Raw genomic sequence first — 26,349 nt, 5'->3', positions numbered from 1 at the left:
CACCGCGTGTCTGCGGTAAGCGTCACCCTGAACCGAACCCGACCACCGCGCCGAGGACCGCAGGCGACAGGTAGTGTTGGTTAGGCATACCTAATTTATCGAACTTCCGGAGGCAATCTTGGCGCGACCCCGCACCACCCTCACCGTGCAACGCACCGAGTGGCTGACCCCGCATCTCATCCGGGTCCACCTCGGCGGACCGGGCTTCGCCGCGTTCCGTCCGAGTGAATTCACCGACTCCTACGTGAAATTCATCTTCGACCGGGACGGCGTCGAGGTGCTGCGCACCTATACCGTCCGCTCGATCGATCCGGTCGCCGGACAGTTGTCCGCCGATTTCGTCTATCACGGCAGCGAGGGTGTCGCCGGCCCGTGGGCCGCGACGGCGGAACCGGGCCAGACCATCGATCTCTACGGACCGGGCGGGGCGTACTCGCCGCGCGCCGACGCCGACTGGCATCTGCTGGCCGGCGACGAGGCGGCGCTGCCCGCCATCGCCGCCGCGCTGGAGGCCATGGAAAGCACCGCCGTCGGACGCGCCTTCGTCGAAGTCGCCGGGCCCGACGACGAACTTCCGCTGGTCAAGCCGGACGGCGTCGAACTCACCTGGCTGCATCGCGGCAGTCGCGAACCGGGCGAGGCGCTCGCCGAGGCGGTGCGCGCCGCGCCGTGGGACGAGGGACAGGTCCAGGTCTTCATCCACGGCGAGGCGCAGGCGGTCATGCGGGATCTGCGTCGCTACATCCGCCGCGAACGCAACGTCTCCGCCGAGTGGGCCAATTCGATCTCCGGCTACTGGCGACGCGGCCGCACCGAAGAAGGTTTCCGCGAGTGGAAGGCCGCGCTCGCGACCGAGGAATCCGCGCCCGCCGCGAGTTGAGCGTCCACCGAGGCCGGGGCGGGTTCCGCGCCTCCCGCCGTCTCGGCGTCGCCCGACAGCCGCGCCGCGACGGGTTCGGCGGGGTCCTCGGCGCGGAATCCCGGTAGGCGGCCGTGGACAGCGGGGATCATGAGCTGGATGAGCGGCCCGATCCCCAACGCGTAGACGACCGTCCCGATCCCGACGCTGCCGCCGAGTATCCAGCCCACGGACAGCACCGTCACCTCGATACCCGTGCGTATCAATCGAACCGAGAGACCCGTGCGGCGAACCAGACCCGTCATCAGTCCGTCGCGGGGCCCCGGTCCCATCCCCGCACCGATATAGAGCACCGTCGCGGCGGCATTGAGCACCACGGCCACGAGCATCGCGCCGAGCCGCACCGGCAGGTCGTGCCCTTGCGGCAGCAGCCACAATCCGATGTCGACCGAGATCCCGATCACCACGACATTGCTGACGGTCCCGAGCCCCGGCCGCTGTCGCAGCGGGATCCAGGCCAGCAGCACGACCACTCCCGTGACCGCCGTCACCGCACCGAAACTCAGCGGGATGTGCCAGGCGATGCCCTGGTGGAAGACGTCCCACGGGTCCAGCCCGAGTCCGGCCCGCACCATCACGGCCATGGAGAACCCGTACAACCAGAGTCCGGAATACAGCGCGGCGAGCCGCCGAAACAACATCACACCAGCCTGACGGCCACTGGCTCCCGAAAACAGGGCCACTGCCCCACTACTGGACCGACTCTCGCAGGGGCAGCCGGGGATTCACCTCTACCATGAACGCATGGCCACCGACCGTGAGGTACTGCGCGCGACGTTCGACACCGCCGCGGCACATTACGGGGACGCGCGTCCGGGCTATCCCGACGCGTTGTTCGCCGACCTGATCGCCGAGACCGGGGTGACCGCGTCCGCCGCGCTGCTCGAAATCGGTTGCGGTCCGGGCACAGCCACCATCGCGCTGGCCGGAGCGGGTTTCGCGATCACGGCGGTCGAACTCGGCGCGTCGATGGCGGCGACGGCGCGGCGGCGGCTCGCCGAATTCCCTCGGGTCTCGGTGATCACCTCGGCGTTCGAGGAATGGGATCCGGGACGCGAGGTCGCGTTCGACCTGATCTACGCGGCCACCGCGTGGAAATGGGTCGACCCGACCGTGAAGTACGAACGTGCCGCGGCGCTGCTGCGCCCAGGCGGCCATCTGGCGGTATGGGCCGCCGACCATGCCTTTCCCGAAGGATTCGACCCGTTCTTCACCGACATCCAGCGGGTCTACGACGAGATCGACGAGAGGGTCCCCGTGTGGCCGCCGCCCCCGCCCGACCAGCGGATCGACACCACCGCGGACGAATTCGTCGACTCGGGCCGGTTCGAGGTGACCGCGTCCCACCGCTACCTGTGGTCGATCGACTATTCGGCGGACTCCTACATCGCGCTGCTCGACACCTTCTCCGGCCATATCGCGATGTCCCCGGCGAAGCGCGGGTACCTCTACCGAGAGATCCGTCGCCGCCTGGCCGAAAGACCGGACGACCGGCTCACCCGACACTGGTCCGCGACGCTCACCGTCGGACGACGCCGCTGAGCGAACACCACGCCGCGAGGCCGGTAGCGTCGCGGTGATGAGCATCCTCGAGGTCGGCATCGTCGGATACGGACTCGCCGGATCGGTATTCCACGCGCCGCTGATCGCCGCGGAACCGCGTACGCGGCTGGCGACCGTGGTCACCGGGTCGGCGCGGCGGGCCGAGCAGGCGCGCCGGGATCATCCGGGCGTGCGCGTGGTACCGGATGTGGACGCGCTCTTCGAGGACATCGGCACGCTGGATCTGCTCGTGATCGCGTCTCCGAACGACACCCACGCGCCGTTGGCGCAGCGCGCACTGCGGGCCGGAGTCGCCGTCGTGGTGGACAAACCGTTCGCCGTGACCTGCGCCGAGGCCGAGGAGGTGCTGGCCGCCGCGCAATCGGCCGGTGTCGCGCTGTCGGTCTTCCAGAACCGGCGCTGGGACGGGGATTTCCTGACCGTCGCCAGCCTGATCGCGTCCGGGCGACTGGGCGAGGTACGACGATTCGAATCCCGGTTCGAGCGGTGGCGCCCGGTGTCCAAGGGCGGCTGGCGCGAGAGCGGGGCGCCCGAGCAGGGCGCCGGGCTGCTGTTCGATCTCGGCAGTCATCTCCTCGACCAGGCCTTCGCCCTGTTCGGTCCGGTGCACTCGGTGTACTGCGAACTCGACCGACGACGCGAGGGGATCCGGACCGACGACGACGTCTTCCTGGCTCTCACCCACGCCTGTGGGGTGCGCTCACACCTGTGGGCGAGCGCGGTCACACCGCTGCTCGGGCCCCGATTCCGGGTGCTCGGTTCGACAGCGGGCTATCGCAGCTTCGGACTCGATCCGCAGGAGGAGGCATTGCGCGCGGGACGCCGTCCCGGTGACGAGGGTTGGGGCACTGTCGAATCCGATCGGTGGGGAACCTTCGGCGCGGAACCCGATCCCGCGCCCGAGCCCACCCTGCCGGGCGACTATCCCGCCTTCTACGCCGCGATGGCCGCCGCCGTGCTCGACGGCACACCGGTCCCCGTCGACCCGTACGACGCGCTCGTCACCACACGACTACTCGAAGCCGCGCGGGAATCGGCGCAGACCGAGCGGATCGTGCGGGTCTGATCCCGCGCCACGCCCGGCTCGCGGGCATATCCGCGCGATCGGCGACGGAACAGCGCGGCAGACCGCATCCTGGAACGGAGCCCGAGCGGGCACGCGGTTCGGCGGATAGGGTGCGGCGGTGGACAGAGCGGAACTGGTCGATCGCGGCGCCTCCATCGCGGATCGGCTGACGACAACGCAAGTACCGCCACCGTGGTGGCTGGTGGTCGTGACCGGGTTGGTCGCCCTGGTCCTCGTGGCCTACGGGCCGCTGTGGCGGATCACCCGCAATGTGGTGACCATCGCGCACGAGGGCGGGCACGCCCTGATCGCGCTGCTCACCGGACGACGTCTCGACAGCATCACCCTGCATTCGGACACCTCGGGTCTGACCGTTTCCAGCGGGAAACCCTACGGCCCCGGCATGATTCTCACCGCCATGGCGGGCTATCCCGCTCCCCCGCTGCTCGGCCTCGGTTTCGCGGCGCTGCTCGGCGCGGAGCGCATCACCTTGATGCTGTGGACCTCCATCGTGCTGCTCGCCGCGGTGCTGATCAAAGTGCGCAACGTCTACGGCTTGTGCACCGTCTTCGCCCTCGGCGCCACGATTTTCGCGGTGTCCTGGTTCGGCACCGATACCGTGCAGGCCGCGGTCGCCTTCCTCGGCGCGTGGTTCCTGCTGCTCGCGGGGGCGCGGCCGGTGATCGAGTTGCAGCGCGGCCGTTCCCGGCGACTGCGCAACACACCGCACAACGTCGGCTCCGACGCCGACCAATTGGCCGGGCTCACCCGCATTCCCGGCATCCTGTGGGTGCTGTTCTTCGGCGCGATCGCCGTCGCGGCGCTGGTGGTCGGCGGCGGCCTGCTGCTCTCGGACGCGACCGGGGTGTGCATTCCGGTGGTGTCGGGCGAATCGTGCCCGGCCCCGGCATCGACCGGCGGCTAGCCCGCGGCCAGCGCGGCGACCACCGTCCGAACCAGTTCGGCCGGTGGACCTGTCGCGTCGACGGTGAGCCCGCGCTCGTCGGCGGCCAGCGGTCGCAGGGTGTCGAGTTGGGAGTCCAGGAGTGTCGCTGGCATGAAATGACCACCGCGGGCGCGTATTCGGCGTTCGAGTTCGGCGCGGGCGACATCGAGATGCACGAAGAAGGCTGGCGCCGCCACGCGCAGGCGGTCCCGATATCCGCGCTCGAGCGCCGAACAGGCGACGACGCCGCCCGAGGAGCGATGCGCGACCAGCCAGGCGGCGACGGCGTCGAGCCACGGAATCCGGTCGGCGGTGGTCAGCGCGACACCCGCGGCCATCTTCTCGATATTCGCCGCCGGGTGGAAATCGTCGCCGTCGGCGAATTCGACCTCGAGCGCGGCGGCCAGGCGCGGACCGACGGTCGACTTGCCCGACGCGGACACCCCCATCACGACGACGATCGGCGGCACGCGTTCCCCGCGCTCAGTCACGCGCGTACAGGGTGCTCATCCAGATATGGGTGAGCACGTCGACGTTGGCGCGGGCCAGGATATCCGTCACGCTGAAGAGTACCTCAGCTCGAGGCGGGCCGACCAGGGAGACGAACCATGAACGATCCTTCGACCTTGAACACCAACGGATTACGGCGCGCGTTCGCAAGCACCCGCGCCGTTCTCGCGGTCGTCCGAGACGACCAGCTCGACGCGCCGACGCCGTGCGCCTCCTGGAACGTGGGCGCACTGATCCGCCACGTGATCGACGCGACACGCTCGGCCCGCGACGCGATCGACGGCATCACCGGTCGGGTCGCCGATACCGACGAGAACCACACCGTCGGTGACTATCTCGACACCTACGACGACGGTATTCGACAGACGCTGGCCGCCTTCGGAGCCCTGCGCGCCGACGCCTCGCTGTTCGGCGGCGGTCTCCCCGCGAGCGCGCTACTGGTCATGTCGACCCAGGACCAGTTCATCCACGGCTGGGATCTCGCTCGCGCGGTGGGACATTCGACGAATCTCGATCCCGAACTGGCCGACGGACTCCTCGCCGACGCCCGAACCTGGGTGCTCGACAGTCACCGCGGACCGGACGGCGTCGGCCTCTTCGGACCGGCGGTCCCGACATCCTCCGACCACCCCGCCGATCGACTCGCCGCGTTCCTCGGGCGCGAGATGTGACCGCGCGACCGAGGCCGCCGGGTCACTGCATCCAGCCCCGCGCAACCATGATGTGTTCGGCGAGATCCTCGATCGTCATCATCTCGGGATGGCTGTAGTACATCAACTCGAAGCGGCGTTGACGCCAGTGCGTCGGGTCGACGCGTCCCGAGTCGCTTGTGTCGCACAATGATTCGAGACGGCCGAGATCGAACGGCTCCTTTCCGCGCGCGTGTGCGTCGGCTTTCACCGCGGCCAGGCGTTCGGATCGCGTCCAATCCTGACGCTGCCATACATGCGCCGCGAAACGGCGCGCGTCATCGACGTCCACCGTCGCCCTCCTATCCGCTCCCGCGACGAGGCCCGACCACCTTCGATGTCCATCCGTGCGCAAGGCCACCGCTGGTCACTGTTCGCCCCGACATTTCCGATACGTACACATCCCACCTGCACCCCTCGGCCGAACGTCGATCAGGGTAGCGCGGTTCCACTCCGCTATCCAGGGATCGTGGTCACCGTTCCCGTGACCACCAACGACCGACGCCACAGCCTCAACCGGTGAAGAACAGACCCGCCCCGCAGGCATCGCGCGCCGAGACGAAGAATCCGTCACCGGTCGGCTGGGTCGGGATGCCGTTGTCCTCGACGATATCGCGCGCCTCGGCGGCATCGTCGACGCGGATCGTCATGGCCGCGAGGTAGGAGCCTCCGGGGATCGGTTCGCCCGGCAGCACCTTCTCGACATCGGCCGACCGCACGAATTCCACGTGGACGGAACCGGTTCGGAGCAGCGTCAGCGGTCCCTCCTCGTACGGGGACAGTTCGAGGATGCGCGTGTAGCGGTCCACGATCGCGTCGAACGCGTCGTCGCTCGCGACGATCAGGACCGCGCCGATCCCTCGCGCGCCGTTGTCGTGGACGATAGTGCGCGGCCGGTGCGCGTAGTCGCGCGTGAGATATTGAGCGAGGCCGAGATATCCCTCCGGTGTCGAACGCGGATCGATATGCACCGCCTTCGCCCGGACAGTGCGGACACCGTCCTCGGTGTCGACATCGCAGGCGAGGTCGACCACTTCGGACGTGCGCAGCCCCGCCGCCGCCAGCCGCTCGGCGGATACGACGGCATCGACGGTTTCCAGGTTCAACAGGCGCAACCCCTCGTAGCGCTCGACCATGACGCGGGTGTGCCACGGATCGGGAGCGGATTCGTCGACGATGTCGAACAGTTCGATGGAGGAGTCACCGAACAGGACGCACCGGTCGGCCGTGCGTCCCCGTACCGGCGGCTCACCGGCGCCCGCGCCGAGCAGTTGCCGCGAGCGCGGGCTCACGGTGAATCCGAGTTCTGTGTAGCGCCGCACCAGCCCGTCGAGATCGCGGGTGACGATCCCGGCATGGTGAAAACCCGATACTTCTGTCATGGCTGCGAGCCTGCGACCGGGAGACGTGCGCGTCACCGGAATATCGCCGCCACGACGCAATCCGACACTGTCCTACCCTGGAGCGGTGGATTCGGTCACCCTGGACGCCGTCGATCGCGGACTGCTGCACGCACTCCAGGTCGACGGGCGCGCGCCGTTCAGCAGGATCGCGGAGGTTCTCGACGTCGCCGACCGGACGGTCGCGCGTCGTTTCGCCCGCCTGCGCGCGCACGGACTCGCCCGCGTCACCGGCGTTCCCGACAGCGGGCGGATCGGATACGCCGAATGGTTCCTCCGGATCCGCGTGCGTCCGGGCGGTGTCGTCGCCGTCGCCGGGGATCTGGCCCGCAGACCGGACACGGCGTGGGTGATCGTCCTGTCGGGCGGGAGCGAGGTGACCGCGATCCTGCGGGTCGACGGTGAACAGCCGCCGTCGGTGGCGTCACTGAGCCGCGCGCCGCAGGTCGTCTCACTCGACACCCAGCGACTGTTGCGCCACCTGACCGACAGACAGTGGCCGGGTCGGACCTCCGCGCTGACCCCGGATCAGATTCTCGCGCTGTCCACACCGCGATCGGAGGAATCGGGCCGGATCGCGCTGACCGATCTCGACCGCCGTCTGCTGCCCGCGCTGGCACGCGACGGCCGCACCGACTACCAGCACCTGGCCCGTGGGCTCGGGTGGTCCGATTCGGCGGTACGGCGGCGACTGGAAGAGTTGCGCCGCAACCGGGTTCTGCGCTTCGACGTCGAAGTCGATGCCGCCGTCCTCGGTTACCCGGTCCAAGCAGCGCTCTGGCTCGACGTCTCTCCCGCCCACCTGCTCGCGGTGGGCCGCGCGCTCGCCGCGCATCCGGAGATCGCGCACGCGTGCGCGACGACCGGAGCGCACAGCATCGTCGCCGTCGCGGTGTGCCGGGATTCGGAGGGACTTTTCGGCTATCTCACCGAACGCATCGGCGCGATCGACGGGGTGCGGCACGTGGAGACCGCGCCGATCACCTCGATCGTCAAACGCGCGGCGCCCCTCTGAGCCACCACTGCGGGGCGCACGCACGAGCCTCACGGCGGACTGCTCGCGGAGCCTGATCTTCAGCGGATAGCACCGAATATCTCCTGGTAGGAGCACGCCCTACAATAATCGGAGGTAAGTCCTCCGCTTTTCGTGTACCGTCGAGTATGAGCTTGTCCCGTCGGCAGTTGTTGAGGGTCGGCACCGCCGGATCGGCGGCGCTGCTGGTGGGAACGTCGGCGGTCGGCAGTAGCCGATTCCGCGCCCCACGAATGTCGGGCGACCCGTTCACCCTCGGGGTCGCCTCGGGTGATCCCACGCCCGACGGCGTGGTGCTGTGGACCCGACTCGCCCCCGATCCGTTCGCACCGGACGGTGCGGGCGGGATGGGGATGGCGCCGGTGACCGTGGAATACGAGGTCGCCGAGGACGAGCGCTTCGCCCGGGTCGTTCGTCGCGGCGCGGCGGTGGGGACCAGGGAACTGGCCCACAGCGTGCATCCCGAGGTCGACGGATTGGCGCCGGATCGCTGGTACTACTACCGATTCCGCACGGGTTCGGCGATCTCGCCGGTCGGGCGGACACGCACCGCGCCCGCCTACGACAGCCACCCCGACCGACTACGTTTCGTATTCGCCTCCTGTCAGGCCTGGAGCGACGGCTACTACACCGGCTACGAGCACATCGCCGCCGAGGACATCGATCTGGTCGTGCACCTGGGTGACTACATCTACGAGGACGCCGTATCGGGTCGGCGCACCGGCAGGGCGGTGGAATCGCACCTGCGCCCGGAGGCCCGCGACCTGGCGGGCTATCGGCTGCGCTACGCGCTGTCCAAGGTCGAGCAACCATTACAACGCGCCCACGCGCTGTTTCCGTGGCTGGTCACGATGGACGATCACGAGGTCGACGACAATTGGGCGGCCGGCTCCTCCGGCATCGATATCGACATCGACATCCTCCCCGTCGTGTTCCGAGCGCGCCGCGCCGCCGCGTTCCGCGCCATGTACGAACACCAGCCGCTACGCCTGGCGCAACGACCGTCGGGCGCCCACGTACACCTGCACCGTCGCTACCACTACGGCGATCTGGCCGACATCACCATGCTCGACACCCGCCAGTACCGCACCAGGCAGAGCAGTCTCAACGGCGACATCACCACCGAACGCGAAGACCGCACCGCCGCGGACCGCACGATTCTGGGCGGCGCGCAACGGGACTGGCTCGTCGACGGATTCGCGCGCTCGCGCGCCCGATGGCAGATCATCGGCAACCAGGTGCCGCTCGGCCAGACCGATCACGACCCCGGACCGGCTACAGCCGTGTCCACCGACGCCTGGGACGGCTACGTCGCCGACCGCGATGCCCTGCTCGGCGCCGCCACCGACCGCGATGTCCGCAACCTCGTCGTCATCACCGGTGACCGGCACGAGAATTACGCCTCCGACCTGCGCCGCGACTACGCCGATCCCGACTCCCCGGTGGTCGGCAGCGAATTCACCGGCACCTCGCTGACCAGCGGCGGTGACGGCGTCGACATCTACGACCACGGACGGCGTCTGCTCGACGCCAACCCGGACCTGAGATTCTTCAACGCCCAGCGCGGCTACGTCCGCGTCGAGGTCGACCAGCACCTGTGGCGCAACGACTTCCGGGTCGTGCCCTTCGTCGAGAGACCAGGAGCGCCGGTCCACACCCGCGCGACCTATATCGTGCAGGACGGAATTCCCGGAGTCGTCGAGGCGTGGCGTCCCGACCGCCCCGCCGACCCCGACCGCGCACCGCAACCGGAGACCGACGAACTCGCGGGAGCCTCCGACAGCAGCCGGTGACAAGGCGGCAACCAGGCGGCGGGAACGCCGGCTGACGCCACTGCGCTGACATCCGGGCGCACGTCGGGCCCGCGTAGCCGTGGGACACGCGGGCGACCCCGATCGCTCGCGCCGTCGCGCCCCCACACGCCCGTCGACGACGAGGTGTGATCCCATGAACACACAAATACCGCGAATTCGCTGGAGGTTGTGTGTCGGAATCCATGAAATTGCGCATTTTCACCGAGCCGCAGCAGGGCGCGAACTATGACACGCTGCTGACCGTGGCGAAGACCGCCGAGCAGTTGGAGTTCGACGCGTTCTTCCGCTCGGACCACTACCTCGCCATGGGCGACTCGGACGGGCTGCCGGGCCCCACCGACGCCTGGATCACCCTGGCCGGGCTCGCGCGCGATACCGAGCGCATCCGGCTCGGCACCCTGGTCACCGCCGCCACCTTCCGACTGCCCGGCCCGCTGGCCATCCAGGTCGCCCAGGTGGATCAGATGTCCGGCGGCCGGGTGGAACTCGGTCTCGGCAGCGGATGGTTCGCCGAGGAGCACGCCGCCTACGGCATCCCCTTCCCCGCCGACAAATTCGCCCGACTCGCCGAACAGCTGGCGATCATCACCGGGCTGTGGTCGACCAAACTCGGCGACACCTTCGATTTCGACGGCAAGTACTACCGGCTCGCCGATTCGCCCGCGCTGCCCAAACCGGTGCAGGATCCGATTCCCGTCGTCATCGGCGGCACCGGCGCGACCCGCACCCCGGCGCTCGCGGCGGAATACGCGACCGAATTCAATATGCCGTTCGCGTCCGCCGAGGATTCGGCCCGACAGTTCGAACGGGTGCGGGCGACCGCGCGGGCACGCGGACGCAGGCCCGAGGATCTGGTCTATTCGAACGCGCTGGTGGCGTGCGTCGGCGCGAACGACGCCGACGTGGCGCGGCGTGCCGAGGCGATCGGGCGCGACGTGGCGGAGTTGAAGGCCAACGGTCTGGCGGGCTCGCCCGCCGAAGTGGTCGACAAGATCGGCGCCTATGCCGCTGCCGGTACGAGCCGGATCTACCTCCAGATCCTCGATCTGCACGATCTCGCGCACCTGGAACTCATCGCCTCCGAGGTGCGCTCACAGCTCTGAGCGACGGTCGATATGTCCGCGGATGACGCCTACCGCGGGCCGGGTGGGTAGCCTTTCGAATGTTCGGTCCGTTCGAAGGGAACAGCGTTCGCGATGCAACCGCTTGGCATGGACGATCCGCGACGGATCGGTGACTACCGGCTGCTGGGCGTGCTCGGCTCCGGCGGGATGGGCCGGGTCTATCTCGGGCGCAACGCGGGCGGGCGCACGGTCGCGGTCAAGGTGATCCGTCCCGATCTCATCGGCGACGGCGAATTCCGGATGCGTTTCCGACGCGAGGTGACCGCGGCGCGGCGGGTCGACGGGCGATTCACCGCGCCGGTGCTCGACGCCGACGTCGACGCGAATCCGCCGTGGCTGGCGACCGGCTACGTCGCGGGTTTCTCCCTCTCCGAAGCGGTGGAGCGGTTCGGCACCTTCACCGAGGACGCGGTGAAGGTGCTCGCGCGCGGTCTGGCCGAAGCTCTCGCCGCCATCCACGGCGCGGGGGTGGTGCACCGCGACCTGAAACCGTCGAATGTGCTGCTCGCGCTGGACGGCCCGAAGGTGATCGATTTCGGTATCGCGCGTGCCGTGGAGGACACCGCGCTCACCACGACCGGCAAGGTGATCGGTTCTCCGGGTTTCATGTGCCCGGAGCAGGTCACGGGCGAACCGGTGGTGCCCGCCAGCGATATATTCGCTCTCGGTGGGATTCTCGTCTTCGCGGCCACCGGACACGGCCCGTTCGGGACCGGCGACACGGTGCACATGCTGTGGCGGGTGGTCTACGAGGAGCCGCGACTCGACGCCGTCCCCGAACGCCTCAGACCGCTCATCGCGTCCTGCCTGTCCAAGGATGTCGCCGCACGGCCGACGCCACGGCAATTGATGGAGCAACTCGACCTGCTCGGGATGCCCGAGGACGGCGGATGGCTCCCGAGTCCGGTCGTGCACGAGGTGAGCCGCCGGGCCGTGCAGTTGCTCGACCTGGACTCCGGACCGCACGACCTGCCCCCCGAGATCCGATCGCACTCCCCCGCAACCGGTTCCGTGTCCTTCACGCCGCCGCCGACCGCACGGACGCCGTACACGGCGCCCTCGCGACAGTACGAGAGGTTCGGCCCCGGAGGCGATCCCTCGGCCCCCGGTCGTCACGAACCCACTCGGCACAACACCCCGGCCCCGTCCTCGGGATGGCAGACGCCGCAGGGATCGACGCAGCCCGGATCGATGCCACAGCCGGGCAGATATGTCGACGCCGTGTCCGCGCCGCCGCCGTCCCCGCCGAAGAACCGCACGCGTGCCGCGCTGATCGCCGGACTCCTCGTCGTCGCGATCGCCGTCGCCTTCGGCGCCTTCTTCATCGGCACCCGCCTGCACAACGATTCGAAGGACAGTGCCGACAGCTCCGAGACCAGCACCGAGGAGTACACCGACACCGAGTCGACCGACACCACCGAACCGGAGTCGACCAGCGCCTCGTCGGATACAGAGGTGCCGCAGGCTTTCCTCGGCAGCTGGCGCGGAACCGCGAAGGACGCCGTGTTCACCTTCGATATCGAAGTGGTCCTCGGTGAAGGCGGAATCGGCGACGAGGTCGGTGAGTCGTCGAATACCGGCAAGCTGGCGGGCGCGCGCTGTGTGCGCGCGGAAAGACTCAATTCCGCCAATGAGACAGAGATAGTTCTGACTGCCCGCCTGACAGAGAACGGCGGCGGGTGCATCGACGACGGCTCCGAATCCACTCTGACGTTGCAAGCAGACGGCTCATTGTCCTATACGACATCCGGTCTCGCCGGCAACATGGCCGGAGTACTGCGCAAGGTCCAGTAATCGACGAACCATCCGGTTCGGGAAGCCCGGGCGCACCACGTCGCCCGGGCTTCAGGCCCTAGCGGTTGACCGACAACACATGTCCGTTGAGCCGCCCACCTTGGCAGATCGTTATCGTCCCCTTCGGTGGATTGTATTGGGTGACAACCCTGCCACCGCCCGCGATGCAGTACTCGGTGAGGGTCTGTGCCGAGGCGACACCCGCAGTCCCCACGATCACCGACGCCGCCGCACTCGCGGACACCACGAAATAGAGCAATTTACGCATAGTGAAATCCCCTCCGTAATGGTTGAAGCAAATATCGTCCTCATGCGTCGTCGCACGAAACAGATATCACTAGTTCGACCTACACAGCAGATCGAACTCCCCTTGTATGCGCTGCCGAAAACGTCAGAATGTACTCCCCCGCCAGCTTCTACAACCTACCAAAAGCATTCGCAGTCCACAATATTCGCCCGATCGGACACGTGCAGCGCGGGTGACTGCCCGCTACCGACGTGCAACGCCGCGTATGGTCGGGCACCGGGCTGGCTACGTCGTACACCTGCTCGGGTGCCGAGTCCGGTCTTCATCTCCTTGCCGTCGGTAGCGCCATCCCGAGAGCGACACGTCGTCGCTGACGCGCTCGGGGCGGTGATCTTCGGTAGGCTCCTACGCGGCCAGGCGGTGCGATCACTCGAGGTGTCCGGTTTCCGCGCATCGGCAATCCCGCATCACCCCGACGAGTGCACTCGGAGCCGCGATGACGAACGAACGCAACGCGATTCAGCTCGAATGTGACGAACGGACGGTGGGCGTCGGGCTGCGGGCGGGGATGCTCGTGGTGCTGGTCGCGGTGCTGGTGGCGCTCGGATCTCCCGTCGTCGCGGCCGCACCGCTCGATCGGGCCTGCGGCACCGCGCTGGGGCGCGACGAGATCGAGACGATCGTCGAGTTGTCCGATACCGACGCTCTGCGCGGGTCGTCGATGGAGCGGCTCGAGCTGGCGGTGGAGAATCATCGGCGGATCACCGAGATCTTCGTGCGCCATCGCGATCGGCGTGGACTGTTCCCGTTGGGGCTCGACGCCGTGGAACGGGCGGCGGTGATGCCGCTTCAGCGTTCGTCGGGGGTTTTCGACGATCCGGAGTGGGCGCATCGGATCAGCCTGGAATTGCTGTCGCGGTTTCTCCGGAATGTGCACGCCGAATTCACCGGCGCTGCGGTGCAGGCGCAGTGGGCGCGTTATTTCGAGCTCACCCGGCAGTGCGAACTGCCGCCCGCGCAGGTCGCGATGGCCGGATACAACGCGCATCTGAGTGTCGATCTGTCGTATTCCGTTGCGGCCGTGCGTGGTACACCCGCGAACGCGGCGGACTATTTCCGCATCGTGGACGTCATCGCGCAGCAGGGAAATTTGATCGTGGCGGAGACCGAGCGGGTGTACGGCGGGAACCTCGGCCCGCTGTGGCGGTTCTATTTTCTCGGCGAAGGGCTCGATGCCGTGTTCGGGGCCGGGGTTGGCAGCGGTGCGCTGCTCCGACTCGCCGACGCGGGCGCGAACGTGGTGATCTTCGCCAACGGTCTGGCCCTGCAAGATCCCGTTCTCGCGCCCGCCGCCGCAGCGGAGATCGACGTGCTGTGGCGGGCGGCCGATGCCGCGTTCGGCGTACTCGCGGGGATCGGCGGCCTGTAGTCCGGCGCGCCCCGTCGCTCGGCGAAGCCGCGTCGGTCAGCGGCTTCGGCCGTGGCGCCCGGCGGCACATCGCGGAGACGGCCCGGCAGCGTCGCGTTCCCGCGCACCCGACCGGGGACGGTTATCGTCGGGAAAGGCAACCACGACGGGATCGAGGCGACCGAGATGACGAGCCGGGACCGGCGTGCGGACACGATTTCCCCGTGGACGACGCGTCCACCTGCGACGACGGTCGGATCGGCGCGACGTCGACGGGCGGCGATCGCGATCGTCGGCCTCGCGCTCGCGCTCACGGGGTGTTCGGACACACCGACCGCGCCCGACACCACGACCGTGGTCAGCAGCACGGCGCCCAGCACACCGTCGGGCATCCCCGATCTCGGGACGGGCGAGGAAATCGCCCGGGATATCGAGGTGCCGTGGGGGCTGGCATTCCTGCCGGACGGCGCCGCACTGGTGGCCGAGCGGGATTCGGGCCGGATTCTGCGTATCGCGCCGGGGCGCGCGCCGGAAGAGGTCTATCGGGTCCCCGGTGTGGTCGCCCGGGGCGAGGGCGGCCTGCTCGGATTGGCGGTTTCCCCCGACTATGCCGAAAATGGTTACATCTACGCGTATTTCACCGCGGCAGACGATAATCGCATCGTCCGCTTCCGGCTCGACGGGACACCCGCACCGGTGTTCACGGGAATCGCGAAGGCGGGCAATCACAATGGCGGTCGCATCGCCTTCGGCCCGGACGGCATGCTCTATGTCGGCACCGGCGACGCCGGGCAGACCGCGCGCTCGCAGGACCCGGAGAGCCCGAACGGGAAGATCCTGCGCCTGACCCCCGAAGGTGTTCCCGCACCGGGCAATCCGATCGCCGGATCGCCGGTGTTCAGCCTGGGGCACCGCAATGTGCAGGGCCTGGCCTGGGACCGGTCGGGACGTCTGTTCGCCGCGGAATTCGGGCAGAACCGGCTCGACGAGATCAACCTGATCCGACCCGGCGCGAACTACGGCTGGCCCGCGGTGGAGGGCGCGGGCGGGGGTGAACGGGGGTATGTCGACCCGGAACTGACCTGGTCGACCTCCGAGGCTTCTCCGTCGGGGATCGCGATCGCGGGTGACACCCTGTACGTCGCGGCGTTGCGCGGTGAACGCCTCTGGACCGCGACGATCACCGGCGACGGACTCGTCGATCCGCACGACCTGTTACGAGACAGCTACGGACGCTTGCGGACGGTGAACGTCGCCCCGGACGGCGCGCTCTGGCTCACCACCTCGAATACCGACGGACGCGGAGACGTTCGCGCGGGAGACGACCGGATCCTGCGATTCCCCGCGCGATGATCAGCGCGCGGACCGACCGAACGGTGAGATGGCCGTCGGGGCGATGGTTCGGAAGAGCCCGAGCACCTGTCGCACGAAATCCCCACGACAGCAACCGAACTCGCGCAGAGCGGGCCCGTGATCGTGGGCGACCACGATCGTGGCGCCGACGAGGACCGTCCACCACGCCGACAGCGCCATCCATCGCACGGCTCGGGAACTCGTCGCGAAGTCCGCGCGCAGGCGTTGGCAGTGGAACGGGATGTGGCGTTTCTCCTCGCTGAGGATCAGCGCGGCGACCTGCGTGGTCAGCGGATCGGACGTCCCGCCGCGCAGCAGGCGGTAGTACTGGAGCGCGACGACTTCCGCGACCATCAGCACCATCAACTCGAGCCGGAGACCGAGCGCCCTGCGCAGGCGGGTGAACACGAGATCGGTCCAGTGATGAGCGATGGTCGGGGCGCCTGCCGAGCGGAGCAGCAACGCCAGCAGGCGGGCGTGATTGCGTTCCTCCGCGATGAACAGCCTTGCTGCGGCGGCGTATTCGGGATCTCCGGCACCATCCGCCTTGGCGATGAGGTTCGCGCCGTCGCCGCTCTCACCGACCTGGAACCGTTGGATACTGCGGATCACCGCGGGATCCAGACGCGCGCCACGGGGCCAATCCGGGTCACCGGCCGTGCCGCGCGCGATCGCCTTCGCCTCGAATTCCCGCGTCCACCGCGCGAAATCGACGGTCTGTCCCTTGCCGAGCAACAAACTCTCCATGGGCGCAACCCTAGGAAGTCGATGTGCGTGGAACCTGGTCGAATTGTGGAGATCCCGTGCGGACCGGGCACCGACATTCGGTCGCGACTCGGTCGACGGAGTCCTCAGCGGCCGAATTCGGATTCCAGAACGGCCATTGCCGCGTTGTGTCCGGGAATTCCGCTGACTCCACCGCCGCGCACCGCGCCCGCACCGCACAGCAGGATTTTCTCGTGCCCCGACGCCACACCCCAGCGGGCCGCGGCGCCGTCGGCGTCTTCGGCACGAAAGGGAAAAGCCAGGTCCCGATGGAAGATGTGGCCACCGGGCAGGCCGATATCGTCCTCGAGGTCGAGCGGGGATTTCGCTTCCAGGCAGGGATTGCCGTCGGCATCGGCGGCGAGGCAATCGGTGATCGGTTCCGCCAGTACGGCATCCAACCGCGCCAGGGTCGCGTCGACCAGCGCGGACTTCGCGGCTTCCCGGTCGGCGGCGAAGAGACCGGCGGGGGTGTGCAGGCCGAACAGGGTCAGGGTGTGCATGCCGCGCGCGGCGGCCTCGCCGGTCAGGATCGAGGGATCGGTCAGTGTGTGGCAATAGATCTCCGAGGGCGGCGCGGACGGCAGGGCGCCGCTCGCGGCCTCGCGGTAGGCGCGCTCGAGCTGTTCGTAGGATTCGGCGACGTGGAAGGTGCCCGCGAAGGCGTCGGTGGGATCGACCGCGCCGTCTCGCAGCCGAGGCAGCCGGTTCAACACCATGTTGATCTTCAGTTGCGAGCCCTCGGGTTTGGTCGGCAGGGGCTCACCGAGCAACCGTGACAGGTCGTAGGGCGAGGCGTTGACCAGCACGTACCCCGCGCCGACCGCGCCGCCGCCGTGGCGGACCTCGGAAGTGACGCCGTCGGTGTCGATCCCGGTCACCTCGTGTCCGGTGACGATCTCCGCACCCGCCGCGCGCGCCGCCTCGGCCAGCGCGTCGGTGAGCGCGCCCATGCCGCCGACGGGAACATCCCAGTCGCCGGATCCGCCACCGATGACGTGGTACAGGAAACAGCGGTTCTGGCGCAGCGACGGGTCGTGGGCGTGGGTGAACGTACCGATCAGGGCATCGGTAAGGACCACGCCCCGCACGGTGTCGTCGGCGAAACGGTCCTCGATGGTCTCGCCGAGAGGTCGTTCGAAGACGGCGTCCCACGTATGCGGGTCGTCGACCAGGTTCCGCAGACGCTCGCGGGACGGCAGCGGTTCGGTCAAGGTCGGGAAGACGCGTTGCGCGAGTCGTCCCATCGCGCCGTAGAACTCGTGCCACGAGTCGTAGTCGCGCGTGGTGCCGGTCAGCCGCGCGAAACTCTCCCTCGTCCGCGCCGCCGAGCCCGTGTCGACCAGCAGGCCGCCCGTGCCGACGGGGGTGTAGGAGGAGATCCGGCGGCGGCGGGTCCGGAATCGCAGTCCGAGATCGTCGACGATCCGGCGCGGCAGCAGACTCACCAGGTAGGAGTACCGCGACACCCGCGCGTCGACTCCCGCGAACGGGCGTGCCGACACCGCGGCGCCACCGGTGTGATCCCGGCGTTCCAGCACCAGGACCGAACGGCCCGCGCGCGCGAGATAGGCCGCGGCGACCAGTCCGTTGTGGCCGCCGCCGACCACCACCACGTCGTAGGCGGAACGTGTCGTTGTCATCGGTCCTCGATATCACGCGGCGCGCGCCGAGGTGAGTCGACGCGCCACGGTCCGGACGCCACGGCGGCGTGGCCTACCCCACCGCCCCGCAGAGGTACCGCGCGCGACGGCCGATCAGACCGAGCGCGTGTTCGTGGACCTCGCGCGCGTACTCCCACAGATTCGGCCAGTCGAGAAGGGCCACACCGCAATTGGTCTTGGCGAAGGACGCGTTGGTGAGATCCCAGTCGCCCGCGAGCGCGGTGTACTCGCAGGACCCGCAGGTTTCGAAGGGTTCGGCGCCGTACATCCAGTCCTCTTCGTCCCAGCCGTCGAGCGGGGTACGGCAGCGCGGGCAGACCGGCGCGGTCGCCTTGTCCCAGGCGCAGGCGAAATCGAAGCCGAGCATGGGCGTGATCAGATGCCGGTCCGGCACCTCGGTGGCCCGGCCGACATTGCGCACCGCCTCGGCCATCAGATCCGCCAGCGCGCCGTGGTCGACCGGATGCCCGGGAACGATCAGGAAACCGTGCTCGGATTCGGCCGTGGACACCTCTCGGCACCCGAGGAAATAGCGGACCGTCTCGCGCACCCGTCGCACCGCGGCGGTGTCGGATTCGCCGAGTGCAAAGTAGTACTGCAAGAACACCGTGCTGAGCGTAGCAGCAGGCACCGACAATCGCTGGCCGAGCGAAAGCCGCTGTCGGACAACACTACCCGTGCTCACGATGGCGATGCGAACTTGTCGGTGCCCTCCCGTAGGTTGATCACCATGATGAGGAACGGGAGGCAAGCGCATGGACTCGGATGAGCGCGAACGGGAGCGCGCGTCGGTGGTGCGGATGCTGCCCGCGGTCGCTCCGCGCAAACTCGCGAAGGTCCCCTTCGTCGAGCTCGCCGACGGACGGTTGCAGGGTGTGGTGTCCAGCGGATCCGATATCGCACGGGTCTACGTCTCGTCGATCTCGGCACGCGACCACGGACTCGGGTGCAGTACCAACAACAATCGGCCGTGCGGCGGGCTGCGCGGGGCGTATCCGTGCAAACATATCTCCGCGCTGGTCAGCGAGGCGATAGTGCAGTACGGCATCGACCAGGTCGCCCGGTATCTGCGGGTGGAGGTCCCCGAGGACGGCCATCTGATCGGTGCGCTGAACCCGGTGCACGAACCCGCGCCCGCGGCGGTCGTCTTCAGCCGGTTCCTACGCCACCTGGCCTACCTGGAATTCCCCGGCAGCACCGCGCCGATTCCGGAGTTGCAGTGGTTCCCGGCCACCACGGGGGTGACGCGCTGATGCTCGGTGTACAGATTGCCGCGCTGACCGAGGCCCCCACCGGCGTAGCCGATGTCGTCGACGTCGTGACCGGTATCGATACCGCGCTCGTCAACGGTTTCGGACGCCTCGGCGACCAGGACGCGGGCGCGCTGGCGGCGTTGGCGGCGGCGGTGAGCGGTTCGCCGCTCGGCCCCGCGGTCGCCGACGCGGTGGGCAAACTCGGTGCGGGTTCCATCGGGCCCGAGGACCTGTCCGCGGTGGCGGCGGGACGCGCCGCGTTGCTCGGCGCGGTGCACGACGCGCTGGCCGAGCAGTTCGACTCGGCGCTGGGGCGAACCCGGTCCCCGTGGGATACCGCCGATCAGCTCACCCCGCCCGACGATCTCGTCCTCGGGTGCCGGTCCTGGTTGCAGGAGGTGGCGATCACGGGGTGGCGCGGTGTCGACCACGACCTGGTCACCGCCGCCGATCGGACCGTCGAAGCGCTGTGGGCCCACCCCGCGCTGCGGCGTCTCGCCGTCCTGCTGGACGGATTCACCGCGGAGCTGCGCGCCGCGTGCCCGGTCGCCACCCTGGACACGCTGCCCACCCGGCGCTGGGCCGATCTGTGGACACGGGCGCTGTTGTCGACCTGGCGTCGCACCGAGGCGCTGCCCGCGCGCACCGTCTCCGGGCGTCTGCTGATCCTCGGCGCCGATATCCACGAACACGGTACCGCCGTGCAGGCGCAGATCCACTGCCTGCTCGAAACCGGTGACGGGCCCACCCGGCGCGTCCGGGTGAGCGTCAGCGCGGCCAAGGTCGACACGATCGTCGGCCCGGCGATCTGGGAACTGCTCGGCGATCACCCGCAACTGCTGCGCGCGCTGGCCGAACACCGCGGCCTCGTGGTCACCGATCTGCCGATCACCGCGGGCGGCGATCTGCTGTGGCACGACGACAGGGCCGCACTCGACGCCCCCGCCGATCCGTTCACCACCGCGCGCGTCGCGCTGGCGGAGGCGATCGGTCCCGCGGTGGCGCCACTCGAACGCGATCCGGTACATCTGTCCGAACCCGTTCTACTGGAGGGCTATCGGGTCAAGGACGGGGCGGTGGAACTGGACGGCCACCGCCTAGCGCTGGACCTCGAACTGCTGCCCGGCTGCGGACCGCTCACCCTGGCGATCGTGAAGAGTTCCACGGCATGTGTCGGTCTGGTGCGCTGGGACGCGGGACGCTGGATCCTGCGGCCGCTCGCGGTGCGTCGCACCGTCAAGGGCACCTCCGTCGATACGCACAACGGGGACTGGGCACTGGGCCCGACCGATCCGAAAGTGGTGAAGGCGCTGGCCAGATCCGGTGATTCGGTCGCGGTACTGCGGGAACGAGCGGGACGGTTGCTGCGGAAATGAACGATGTCGGTCAATCCACACACGAAACGAAGCGCCAGATCCTCTACTGGCGTCTGCTGGCCCGGATATTCGACAACGAGCCGCAGCCGACGCTCGAGTCGGCCAGCGTCGCGATCGTCGACGATCTCGGACTTCCCGCGGCCCTGCTCGACCCCGGCATCGCGATCGACACCGTGATACAGCGGTTTCCCGAACTCACCGGAGATCTGGAAACGCTGCGCACCGAGATCGCGCCGCGTGAGCACGGTTCCGCCGCCGAGGATTCGGCAGCGTCCGACGAGCCGGAATCGGTGGCGACCGACGAGGTGCGCAATGCCGCGCTGATCTCGAAACTGCTGCTCAACGTGTTCGCCACGGGTTCGGGCAATGTCAGCGCGACCCAACTCTCGGGCTGGCAGCGTGACGCGGGCTGGCTGCGCGGCACCCTCGGCGCCGGTGCGGATTCCGAGATGCGCGCGGTCCTCGCCGGTCTCGAAGGTGATCTGGTGGCCAGGATGCGGTTGCGCGAAGTGCTGGCCGATCCACGGCTGGCCGCGCAACTCACCCCGAGCATGTCGTTGATCGAGCAGTTGCTGCGGGACAAGGCCAATCTGTCCGGTGTCGCGCTCGCCAACGCCAAGGCGCTGATCCGCAAATTCGTCGATCAGGTGGCCGAGGTGCTGCGCACGCAGGTGCAGCAGAGTTCGGCGGGCACGATCGACCGCTCGGTGCCGCCGAAGCGGATCCTGCGCAATCTCGACGTGGATCGCACGATCTGGAAGAACCTGACCAACTGGAACCCGCAGGACGAACGGCTGTACGTGGACCGGCTGTTCTACCGCCAGACCGCGAAACGGACCGTGCCCGCGAAGATGATCGTGGTGGTCGACCAATCCGGGTCGATGGTCGACTCGATGGTCAACTGCACCATCCTGGCCTCGATCTTCGCCGGCCTGCCGAAGGTCGACGTGCACCTGATCGCCTACGACACCCGCGCCCTGGATCTGACGCCGTGGGTGCACGATCCGTTCGAAGTGCTGCTGCGCACCAAACTCGGCGGCGGTAACGACGGGCCGGTCGCGATGGCGATGGCACAGCCGAAGATCAGCGATCCGGCCAACACCGTGATGGTGTGGATCTCGGACTTCTACGAGTTCGACCGGTCGCAACCGCTGTTCGAGAGCATGCAGGCGGTGTACCGCAGCGGCGTGAAATTCATTCCCGTCGGATCGGTCAACAGCTCGGGACACCAGAGCGTCAATCCCTGGTTCCGCGAGCGATTCAAGGCCATGGGCACCCCCGTGATCTCGGGCCGCATCCAGAAACTCGTCAACGAACTCAAGAACTTTCTCGATTAGGAGATCTCCCCACCATGACCGACACCGCCCTGCGCGCCCCCGCCGAAGTCAAGTACGCCGAGGAATTGGACTGGCTGGAATCCATCGATGACGGACCGAAACCGTTCGCGTGGCGACTGAGCCCGAAGATGGTGCGGCTGTTCATCCTCGGCTCCGAGCGCGCCGACGGACTCGATCGCACGATCGACCAGAAATGGTTCGGCGATCGCAGTTTCGTGGAACGCAGCATCGTCACCCTGGCCTCGGACCGCGGCCTGCTGCTGATCGGCGACCCCGGCACCGGCAAGAGCTGGCTGGCCGAATTGCTCTCCGCCGCGATCAGCCGCAATTCGACCCTGGTCGTGCAGGGCACCGCGGGCACCACCGAAGACCACATCAAGTACTCGTGGAACATCTCGATGGTCATCGCCAAGGGCCAGTCCAGGGAGTCGATGATCCCCTCCCCCATCATGACCGCGATGGAACAGGGCGTCATCGGCCGCTTCGAGGAATTGACGCGTTCGACCAGCGATGTACAGGACGCGCTGATCTCGATCCTGTCGGAGAAATACGTCTCCATCCCCGAACTGGACGACGACAATATCGTCTTCGCGCAGCCGGGATTCTCCATCATCGCCACCGCGAACAGTCGTGACCGGGGTGTCAACGACCTGTCCTCGGCGTTGAAGCGCCGCTTCAATTTCGTCCGCATCCCCGTGGTCACGAACAAGCGCAGCGAAGCCGAGATCGTGCGGTTCCGGACGGCGGAACTGCTGCGCCGTCATCAGATCGAATTGGAGTTGCCGCCGACGCTGCTCGATATCCTGCTGGAGAGTTTCGCCGATCTGCGCGCGGCCGCCGCCGCGGCCGGAAGCGACGACGAGAAACTGGAATCGGCGCTGTCGACAGCCGAGCAGATCGGCGTGCTCGAGGACGCGATCCTGCACAGTCAGTTCTTCGGCGACACCACCCTCGGCGCGCACACCCTGGCCGGTTCGCTGGTCGGGTCGCTGGCCAGGCGCACACCCGAGGATCTCGCCATCCTGAACAAGTTCTGGCACGGCGTGGTCGAGCCGCGCAGCAAGGAAATCGGCGGCGACTGGTCGCAATTCCTCGAAGGCGGCCGTGACGCCATCGCGAGGCTCTCGTGAGCACGTTCTCCCCGCTGCGCGAGCAGCTCACCGAGGCCGCGACGCGATTCGCGGCCGACCCCGGGGTCGTCGCCGATATCCTCGCCGGCATCGTCGACGATGTGGACCGGGCGTTACGCGAGGAGTTGGAGATCTTCCCGGTCTGCCATCACTCGCCCGCCTCGGCGCTGGCCATGGTGCGTCGACTGCACGAGAAACAGCCCAGGGTCATCTACCTGGAGTTGTGTGAGGATCTGCGCCCGATCCTGGAGGAATTGCGCAACTGCACCCTGCCGGTCGCGTTGCAGGCATGGGCCGGGGAGCCCGACGGATTCCCGGCCACCTGGGCCCCGCTCTCGGTGGTCGCGCCGATCACCGAGGCCTCGGCCGAATACCAGGCCATCGCCTACGCGCTGAACACCCCGGGCGTCGAACTGGTGCTCGTCGACCGGTCGACCGACCACGTCTTCCAGTGGTCGCCCGGCCAGGAGCGGGATTCGGCCGACGGCGGCGAGACCGAGGAAGCCCTGCACGGTGACGCGGTGGGGATCGAGATCGGTGATCTGCGACCGCATTTCGCCGAACTCGAGGAACATCTGCTGCACCACGGCAAGGTGCGGCACTGGTCGGAATGGTGGGATCAGTACGTCGAACAGCCGCTCGCCGGCGCCGATTACGACACCTACCGGCAGGTCATGGTACTGATCGGCAGCCTGTTCCGTCGCCTGCGCCGCACCGGAACCGATCGCGACGAGGACCGCGAACGCTACATGTGGACGCGGATGCGTGAACATCTCGCGGCCACCGGATCCGATCCCGCGCAGTGTCTCTACGTATGCGGAGCATTCCACGCGGCCAGTCACGTCGAACAATTCGGACTCGCCGCCGACGCGCCCTACGAGATCACCCCGCGCTCGGCGACCGTCTGGCAGTACGGGCTGATCCCGTCGAGTCATTCCGCGATCGAGGAACAGTTCGGGCTGGCTGCCGGTTCGGTGTCGATCGCCGCCGCCACCTGGGCGAAGGGAGTCCGGCGCGGCAAGTTGCGGCCGTTCGTGTTGAAAGGGCAGCAGACCGCGAAAGCCGCGGCGGCCCGCAAGACGAAGGCGATCGCGCGGTCCGAGTCGCCCGCTGTCGCCGATCAGCTCTCCGGTTTCCTGTCCCGCCCACCGCGGTTGGACGATCTGGACGAGTCCGAGCTGCTGGAGTGGTCGGTCGACATCGTGCGGCTCGCGCGGCGCAACGGCTACCTCGCCAGCACCGCCGACGCCATCGCGATCTTCGAGACCTCGATCCTGTTGGCTGGCATGCGCAACCGAGCGCGCCCGACACCGTACGACTTCCAGGACGCGGCGATCACCTGTATCGAGAAGGATCACGTCCCGGGTCGTCGTGACGTGAGCAGGCTGTGCGAGATCCTGCTCGGCGGCGACCGGATCGGGCAGGTCGGCTACGCGGCACTGCCGCCGCTCGCGCAGAACGTCTTCGATCGGCTGACGCCGGTCGGTGTCGTGCCGACCGATCGCGGGGTGCGCCGCACCCTGCTCGACCTGGAATCCGATCCGCACCTGCGGCCGTGTTCGGATCTGCTGTGGATGCTGCGCAGGCTGCTGCCGGTGGGCGCCGCCCGGCCCATCATGGGCACGCGGGAACTCGGCGAACGCTCCATCCAGGAAAGCTGGGATCTCGCGTTGGGCAAGTACCAGCGCGATCTGGTGCAACTCGGGTACGAGGGCGTCACCATCGAACAGGTGCTGGAGCAGCGCCTGCGCCGGGCCGTCAACGATCCCGACGCGACGGCCGCCGGGGCGCTGGCCGCGGTGGAGGACGCGTTGGTCTACCTCGGCTCGGCGCGGCTGGCCGACGAACTCGGCGCTCGCGCGGTCGAATTGCTCGCCGCGGAACGATCGGTGGACGAGGCGCCCGAGGTGCTGCGCCGAATCCGGCTGCTGCTCAACTATTTCCGCTCGACCGGTGCGGGTCTGCCGCAATGGTGCGGCACCTTCGTCACGGCGGGCTACGCGCACTACTGCACCCTGCTCCCCACCGCGTTCACCGACGAGGAGACCGGTGTCAGGCCCGTCGCCGCCATGCTCGGATTCCTGTTCGGCATGGAGAATCTGGCGCTGTCGCTCGGCTGCGATCACACCCAGTTGGAACTGGCCGTCCGCCAGTCCCATCCCGAGGCGCCCGCCAAGGTCGCGCTGCTGTGGGCCACACGCCTGCAATTGGGTCTGCTCACCCAGGCCGAACTGCGCGCCCGTTGCGACGACATGCTCGCGAATCCGCTCGTCGTCCCGGCCTTCCCGCAGTATCTGAGCGGATTCGTCCAGGCCATGGACCCGGTGCCGACGCTGAAACCCTTCATCGTCGAATTGCTGTCCAAGGCCTTCGGTCGCCTACCGGATTCGGTGCTGCTGCCCTGGCTGCCCACACTGATCACCACGCTGCGCGGTCAGGCCGCCGAACTGATTCCCGCCCTGACCCGGGAAGCGGGTCGCACCTTCCCCGGCGAACGCGCCGCCGTCGAATCCTGGACACCGCCGTGGGCGAAGACCGCGTCCGTCGCCCCGGCCGCCGTGGTCGCCCCGGGCGGACCGGCGAGCGATCTGCTGCGCGCGCATCCCAGCGCCTGCGACGCCCTGGCCGGGCTGCTCGGGCACGAGGACGGATGGCAGGAACTCGCACCCGGCCCGAACCGATCGGTCACGGCACTATTGGAACGGCACCCGCTGGCGGCGGCAGCGTTGGCGGCGATGCTCCCGGAGGCGTCGCCTTCCGGATTGTCGGCGGCCTCTGTCGCGCGCTGATCCGTCCCTTCGCGCGTGGGACCCTTCGGACGTTGCCTTCCGGATACTCGGGTGGCGTCTGCCGCGCTCGAACCCCCTCGCGCGTGAGCCCGTTCGGTGGAAGGTGCTCCGGCCGCGCGTATACGATTGGTTCGCCGCAGGTCGGAGCAGCGCGGAGACGGTGACGCTG

At 68.4% G+C, this 26,349-nt stretch carries 24 protein-coding genes; 16 read left to right on the top strand and 8 right to left on the bottom strand.

The window, feature by feature from the left end; translation table 11 throughout:
• The first annotated feature begins 118 nt into the window (after positions 1 to 118).
• On the top strand, positions 119 to 880 hold the full coding sequence (locus tag DAT37_RS08805; protein ID WP_109524207.1) for a siderophore-interacting protein: 762 nt from the start codon (positions 119 to 121) through the stop codon (positions 878 to 880).
• On the opposite strand, the gene yczE is transcribed toward DAT37_RS08805, so the two are convergent.
• Positions 793 to 1,560 carry a membrane protein YczE gene (yczE, locus tag DAT37_RS08800; RefSeq protein WP_232839599.1) on the bottom strand — a complete coding sequence of 256 codons (768 nt, stop codon included), beginning with the start codon at positions 1,558 to 1,560 and terminating at the stop codon, positions 793 to 795. The genes DAT37_RS08805 and yczE overlap by 88 nt on opposite strands.
• A gap of 103 nt (positions 1,561 to 1,663) precedes the next feature.
• Between yczE and DAT37_RS08795 the strand changes: the two genes are divergently transcribed.
• The 3 genes from DAT37_RS08795 (at position 1,664) to DAT37_RS08785 (ending at position 4,473) form a co-directional block, all read left to right on the top strand.
• Entirely contained in the window at positions 1,664 to 2,461 is a 798-nt protein-coding gene (locus DAT37_RS08795; RefSeq protein ID WP_109524206.1) for a class I SAM-dependent methyltransferase, read from the top strand.
• 37 nt (positions 2,462 to 2,498) lie between these two features.
• A complete protein-coding gene (locus DAT37_RS08790; protein ID WP_109524205.1) occupies positions 2,499 to 3,548 on the top strand; it encodes a Gfo/Idh/MocA family oxidoreductase in 1,050 nt (349 codons plus the stop codon).
• A gap of 118 nt (positions 3,549 to 3,666) precedes the next feature.
• Positions 3,667 to 4,473 (top strand): M50 family metallopeptidase, encoded by an 807-nt coding sequence (locus DAT37_RS08785; RefSeq protein ID WP_109524204.1) that lies wholly within the window; start codon positions 3,667 to 3,669, stop codon positions 4,471 to 4,473.
• On the opposite strand, the gene DAT37_RS08780 is transcribed toward DAT37_RS08785, so the two are convergent.
• A complete protein-coding gene (locus DAT37_RS08780) occupies positions 4,470 to 4,943 on the bottom strand; it encodes a gluconokinase (protein WP_109524203.1) in 474 nt (157 codons plus the stop codon). The genes DAT37_RS08785 and DAT37_RS08780 overlap by 4 nt on opposite strands.
• Before the next feature lie 159 nt (positions 4,944 to 5,102).
• Here DAT37_RS08780 and DAT37_RS08775 point away from each other — a divergent pair, with 159 nt between their 5' ends.
• A complete protein-coding gene (locus DAT37_RS08775; RefSeq protein ID WP_198654154.1) occupies positions 5,103 to 5,675 on the top strand; it encodes a TIGR03086 family metal-binding protein in 573 nt (190 codons plus the stop codon).
• A gap of 22 nt (positions 5,676 to 5,697) precedes the next feature.
• Here DAT37_RS08775 and DAT37_RS08770 read toward each other — a convergent pair whose 3' ends face one another.
• Both DAT37_RS08770 and DAT37_RS08765 read right to left on the bottom strand, forming a co-directional pair.
• Positions 5,698 to 5,985, bottom strand: a complete 288-nt coding sequence (locus tag DAT37_RS08770; protein WP_109524202.1) for a hypothetical protein — start codon at positions 5,983 to 5,985, stop codon at positions 5,698 to 5,700.
• A 220-nt stretch (positions 5,986 to 6,205) separates the two neighbouring features.
• Positions 6,206 to 7,075: a VOC family protein gene (locus tag DAT37_RS08765; protein ID WP_109524201.1), complete on the bottom strand. Its 870-nt coding sequence runs from the start codon at positions 7,073 to 7,075 to the stop codon at positions 6,206 to 6,208.
• Between DAT37_RS08765 and DAT37_RS08760 the strand changes: the two genes are divergently transcribed.
• The 4 genes from DAT37_RS08760 to DAT37_RS08745 all read left to right on the top strand — a co-directional run bounded on the left by DAT37_RS08760 (position 7,074) and on the right by DAT37_RS08745 (position 12,858).
• Positions 7,074 to 8,108: an Lrp/AsnC family transcriptional regulator gene (locus DAT37_RS08760; RefSeq protein WP_232839598.1), complete on the top strand. Its 1,035-nt coding sequence runs from the start codon at positions 7,074 to 7,076 to the stop codon at positions 8,106 to 8,108. The two genes, DAT37_RS08765 and DAT37_RS08760, sit on opposite strands and share 2 nt — an antisense overlap.
• Before the next feature lie 146 nt (positions 8,109 to 8,254).
• The gene (locus tag DAT37_RS08755) at positions 8,255 to 9,919 is read left to right on the top strand and encodes an alkaline phosphatase D family protein (protein WP_109524199.1); all 1,665 of its coding nucleotides are present in this window, start codon (positions 8,255 to 8,257) and stop codon (positions 9,917 to 9,919) included.
• Between the two features lie 203 nt (positions 9,920 to 10,122).
• A complete protein-coding gene (locus DAT37_RS08750; RefSeq protein WP_109524198.1) occupies positions 10,123 to 11,043 on the top strand; it encodes an LLM class F420-dependent oxidoreductase in 921 nt (306 codons plus the stop codon).
• A 93-nt stretch (positions 11,044 to 11,136) separates the two neighbouring features.
• Positions 11,137 to 12,858 carry a serine/threonine-protein kinase gene (locus DAT37_RS08745; RefSeq protein WP_109524197.1) on the top strand — a complete coding sequence of 574 codons (1,722 nt, stop codon included), beginning with the start codon at positions 11,137 to 11,139 and terminating at the stop codon, positions 12,856 to 12,858.
• A 58-nt stretch (positions 12,859 to 12,916) separates the two neighbouring features.
• Here DAT37_RS08745 and DAT37_RS08740 read toward each other — a convergent pair whose 3' ends face one another.
• Positions 12,917 to 13,126 carry a hypothetical protein gene (locus DAT37_RS08740; RefSeq protein WP_109524196.1) on the bottom strand — a complete coding sequence of 70 codons (210 nt, stop codon included), beginning with the start codon at positions 13,124 to 13,126 and terminating at the stop codon, positions 12,917 to 12,919.
• A gap of 475 nt (positions 13,127 to 13,601) precedes the next feature.
• On the opposite strand from DAT37_RS08740, the gene DAT37_RS08735 reads away from it, so the two are divergent.
• Both DAT37_RS08735 and DAT37_RS08730 read left to right on the top strand, forming a co-directional pair.
• The gene (locus DAT37_RS08735) at positions 13,602 to 14,534 is read left to right on the top strand and encodes a DUF5995 family protein (RefSeq protein WP_232839597.1); all 933 of its coding nucleotides are present in this window, start codon (positions 13,602 to 13,604) and stop codon (positions 14,532 to 14,534) included.
• 165 nt (positions 14,535 to 14,699) lie between these two features.
• Positions 14,700 to 15,866, top strand: coding sequence for a PQQ-dependent sugar dehydrogenase (locus DAT37_RS08730; protein ID WP_109524487.1), 1,167 nt, complete (start codon positions 14,700 to 14,702; stop codon positions 15,864 to 15,866).
• On the opposite strand, the gene DAT37_RS08725 is transcribed toward DAT37_RS08730, so the two are convergent.
• From DAT37_RS08725 to DAT37_RS08715, 3 genes are all read right to left on the bottom strand, one after another.
• Entirely contained in the window at positions 15,867 to 16,613 is a 747-nt protein-coding gene (locus DAT37_RS08725) for a hypothetical protein (protein WP_109524195.1), read from the bottom strand. It abuts the gene before it with no gap.
• 104 nt (positions 16,614 to 16,717) lie between these two features.
• Positions 16,718 to 18,274 (bottom strand): phytoene desaturase family protein, encoded by a 1,557-nt coding sequence (locus DAT37_RS08720; protein ID WP_109524194.1) that lies wholly within the window; start codon positions 18,272 to 18,274, stop codon positions 16,718 to 16,720.
• Positions 18,275 to 18,347: 73 nt separating this feature from the next.
• Entirely contained in the window at positions 18,348 to 18,980 is a 633-nt protein-coding gene (locus DAT37_RS08715; RefSeq protein WP_198654153.1) for a hypothetical protein, read from the bottom strand.
• Positions 18,981 to 19,050: 70 nt separating this feature from the next.
• Between DAT37_RS08715 and DAT37_RS08710 the strand changes: the two genes are divergently transcribed.
• Genes DAT37_RS08710 through DAT37_RS08690 form a run of 5 tightly spaced genes read left to right on the top strand, consistent with a single transcriptional unit; the run spans position 19,051 to position 26,180 of the window.
• Entirely contained in the window at positions 19,051 to 19,548 is a 498-nt protein-coding gene (locus DAT37_RS08710) for a hypothetical protein (RefSeq protein ID WP_109524192.1), read from the top strand.
• Positions 19,548 to 20,924 (top strand): hypothetical protein, encoded by a 1,377-nt coding sequence (locus tag DAT37_RS08705; protein ID WP_109524486.1) that lies wholly within the window; start codon positions 19,548 to 19,550, stop codon positions 20,922 to 20,924. Before DAT37_RS08710 ends, DAT37_RS08705 begins: the two co-directional genes overlap by 1 nt.
• Entirely contained in the window at positions 20,921 to 22,261 is a 1,341-nt protein-coding gene (locus DAT37_RS08700; RefSeq protein ID WP_109524191.1) for a vWA domain-containing protein, read from the top strand. Before DAT37_RS08705 ends, DAT37_RS08700 begins: the two co-directional genes overlap by 4 nt.
• A gap of 14 nt (positions 22,262 to 22,275) precedes the next feature.
• Positions 22,276 to 23,391, top strand: coding sequence for an ATP-binding protein (locus DAT37_RS08695; protein ID WP_109524190.1), 1,116 nt, complete (start codon positions 22,276 to 22,278; stop codon positions 23,389 to 23,391).
• Entirely contained in the window at positions 23,388 to 26,180 is a 2,793-nt protein-coding gene (locus DAT37_RS08690) for a DUF5682 family protein (protein ID WP_109524189.1), read from the top strand. Before DAT37_RS08695 ends, DAT37_RS08690 begins: the two co-directional genes overlap by 4 nt.
• Positions 26,181 to 26,349 lie beyond the last annotated feature (169 nt).

This window comes from Nocardia aurea (assembly GCF_003123685.1).
Classification (GTDB): domain Bacteria; phylum Actinomycetota; class Actinomycetes; order Mycobacteriales; family Mycobacteriaceae; genus Nocardia; species Nocardia aurea.
This window is presented reverse-complemented; position numbering and strand designations above follow the sequence as displayed.

Coding starts and splice junctions, on each gene's coding strand:
- DAT37_RS08725 (WP_109524195.1), bottom strand. CDS start 16,613: ATGGAGAGTTTGTTGCTCGGCAAGGGACAGACCGTCGATTTCGCGCGG.
- DAT37_RS08780 (WP_109524203.1), bottom strand. CDS start 4,943: ATGGGGGTGTCCGCGTCGGGCAAGTCGACCGTCGGTCCGCGCCTGGCC.
- DAT37_RS08750 (WP_109524198.1), top strand. CDS start 10,123: ATGAAATTGCGCATTTTCACCGAGCCGCAGCAGGGCGCGAACTATGAC.
- DAT37_RS08735 (WP_232839597.1), top strand. CDS start 13,602: ATGACGAACGAACGCAACGCGATTCAGCTCGAATGTGACGAACGGACG.
- DAT37_RS08730 (WP_109524487.1), top strand. CDS start 14,700: ATGACGAGCCGGGACCGGCGTGCGGACACGATTTCCCCGTGGACGACG.
- DAT37_RS08740 (WP_109524196.1), bottom strand. CDS start 13,126: ATGCGTAAATTGCTCTATTTCGTGGTGTCCGCGAGTGCGGCGGCGTCG.
- DAT37_RS08695 (WP_109524190.1), top strand. CDS start 22,276: ATGACCGACACCGCCCTGCGCGCCCCCGCCGAAGTCAAGTACGCCGAG.
- DAT37_RS08760 (WP_232839598.1), top strand. CDS start 7,074: ATGGCTGCGAGCCTGCGACCGGGAGACGTGCGCGTCACCGGAATATCG.
- DAT37_RS08710 (WP_109524192.1), top strand. CDS start 19,051: ATGGACTCGGATGAGCGCGAACGGGAGCGCGCGTCGGTGGTGCGGATG.
- DAT37_RS08755 (WP_109524199.1), top strand. CDS start 8,255: ATGAGCTTGTCCCGTCGGCAGTTGTTGAGGGTCGGCACCGCCGGATCG.
- DAT37_RS08795 (WP_109524206.1), top strand. CDS start 1,664: ATGGCCACCGACCGTGAGGTACTGCGCGCGACGTTCGACACCGCCGCG.
- DAT37_RS08720 (WP_109524194.1), bottom strand. CDS start 18,274: ATGACAACGACACGTTCCGCCTACGACGTGGTGGTGGTCGGCGGCGGC.
- DAT37_RS08700 (WP_109524191.1), top strand. CDS start 20,921: ATGAACGATGTCGGTCAATCCACACACGAAACGAAGCGCCAGATCCTC.
- DAT37_RS08775 (WP_198654154.1), top strand. CDS start 5,103: ATGAACGATCCTTCGACCTTGAACACCAACGGATTACGGCGCGCGTTC.
- DAT37_RS08705 (WP_109524486.1), top strand. CDS start 19,548: ATGCTCGGTGTACAGATTGCCGCGCTGACCGAGGCCCCCACCGGCGTA.
- DAT37_RS08790 (WP_109524205.1), top strand. CDS start 2,499: ATGAGCATCCTCGAGGTCGGCATCGTCGGATACGGACTCGCCGGATCG.
- DAT37_RS08745 (WP_109524197.1), top strand. CDS start 11,137: ATGCAACCGCTTGGCATGGACGATCCGCGACGGATCGGTGACTACCGG.
- DAT37_RS08765 (WP_109524201.1), bottom strand. CDS start 7,075: ATGACAGAAGTATCGGGTTTTCACCATGCCGGGATCGTCACCCGCGAT.
- yczE (WP_232839599.1), bottom strand. CDS start 1,560: ATGTTGTTTCGGCGGCTCGCCGCGCTGTATTCCGGACTCTGGTTGTAC.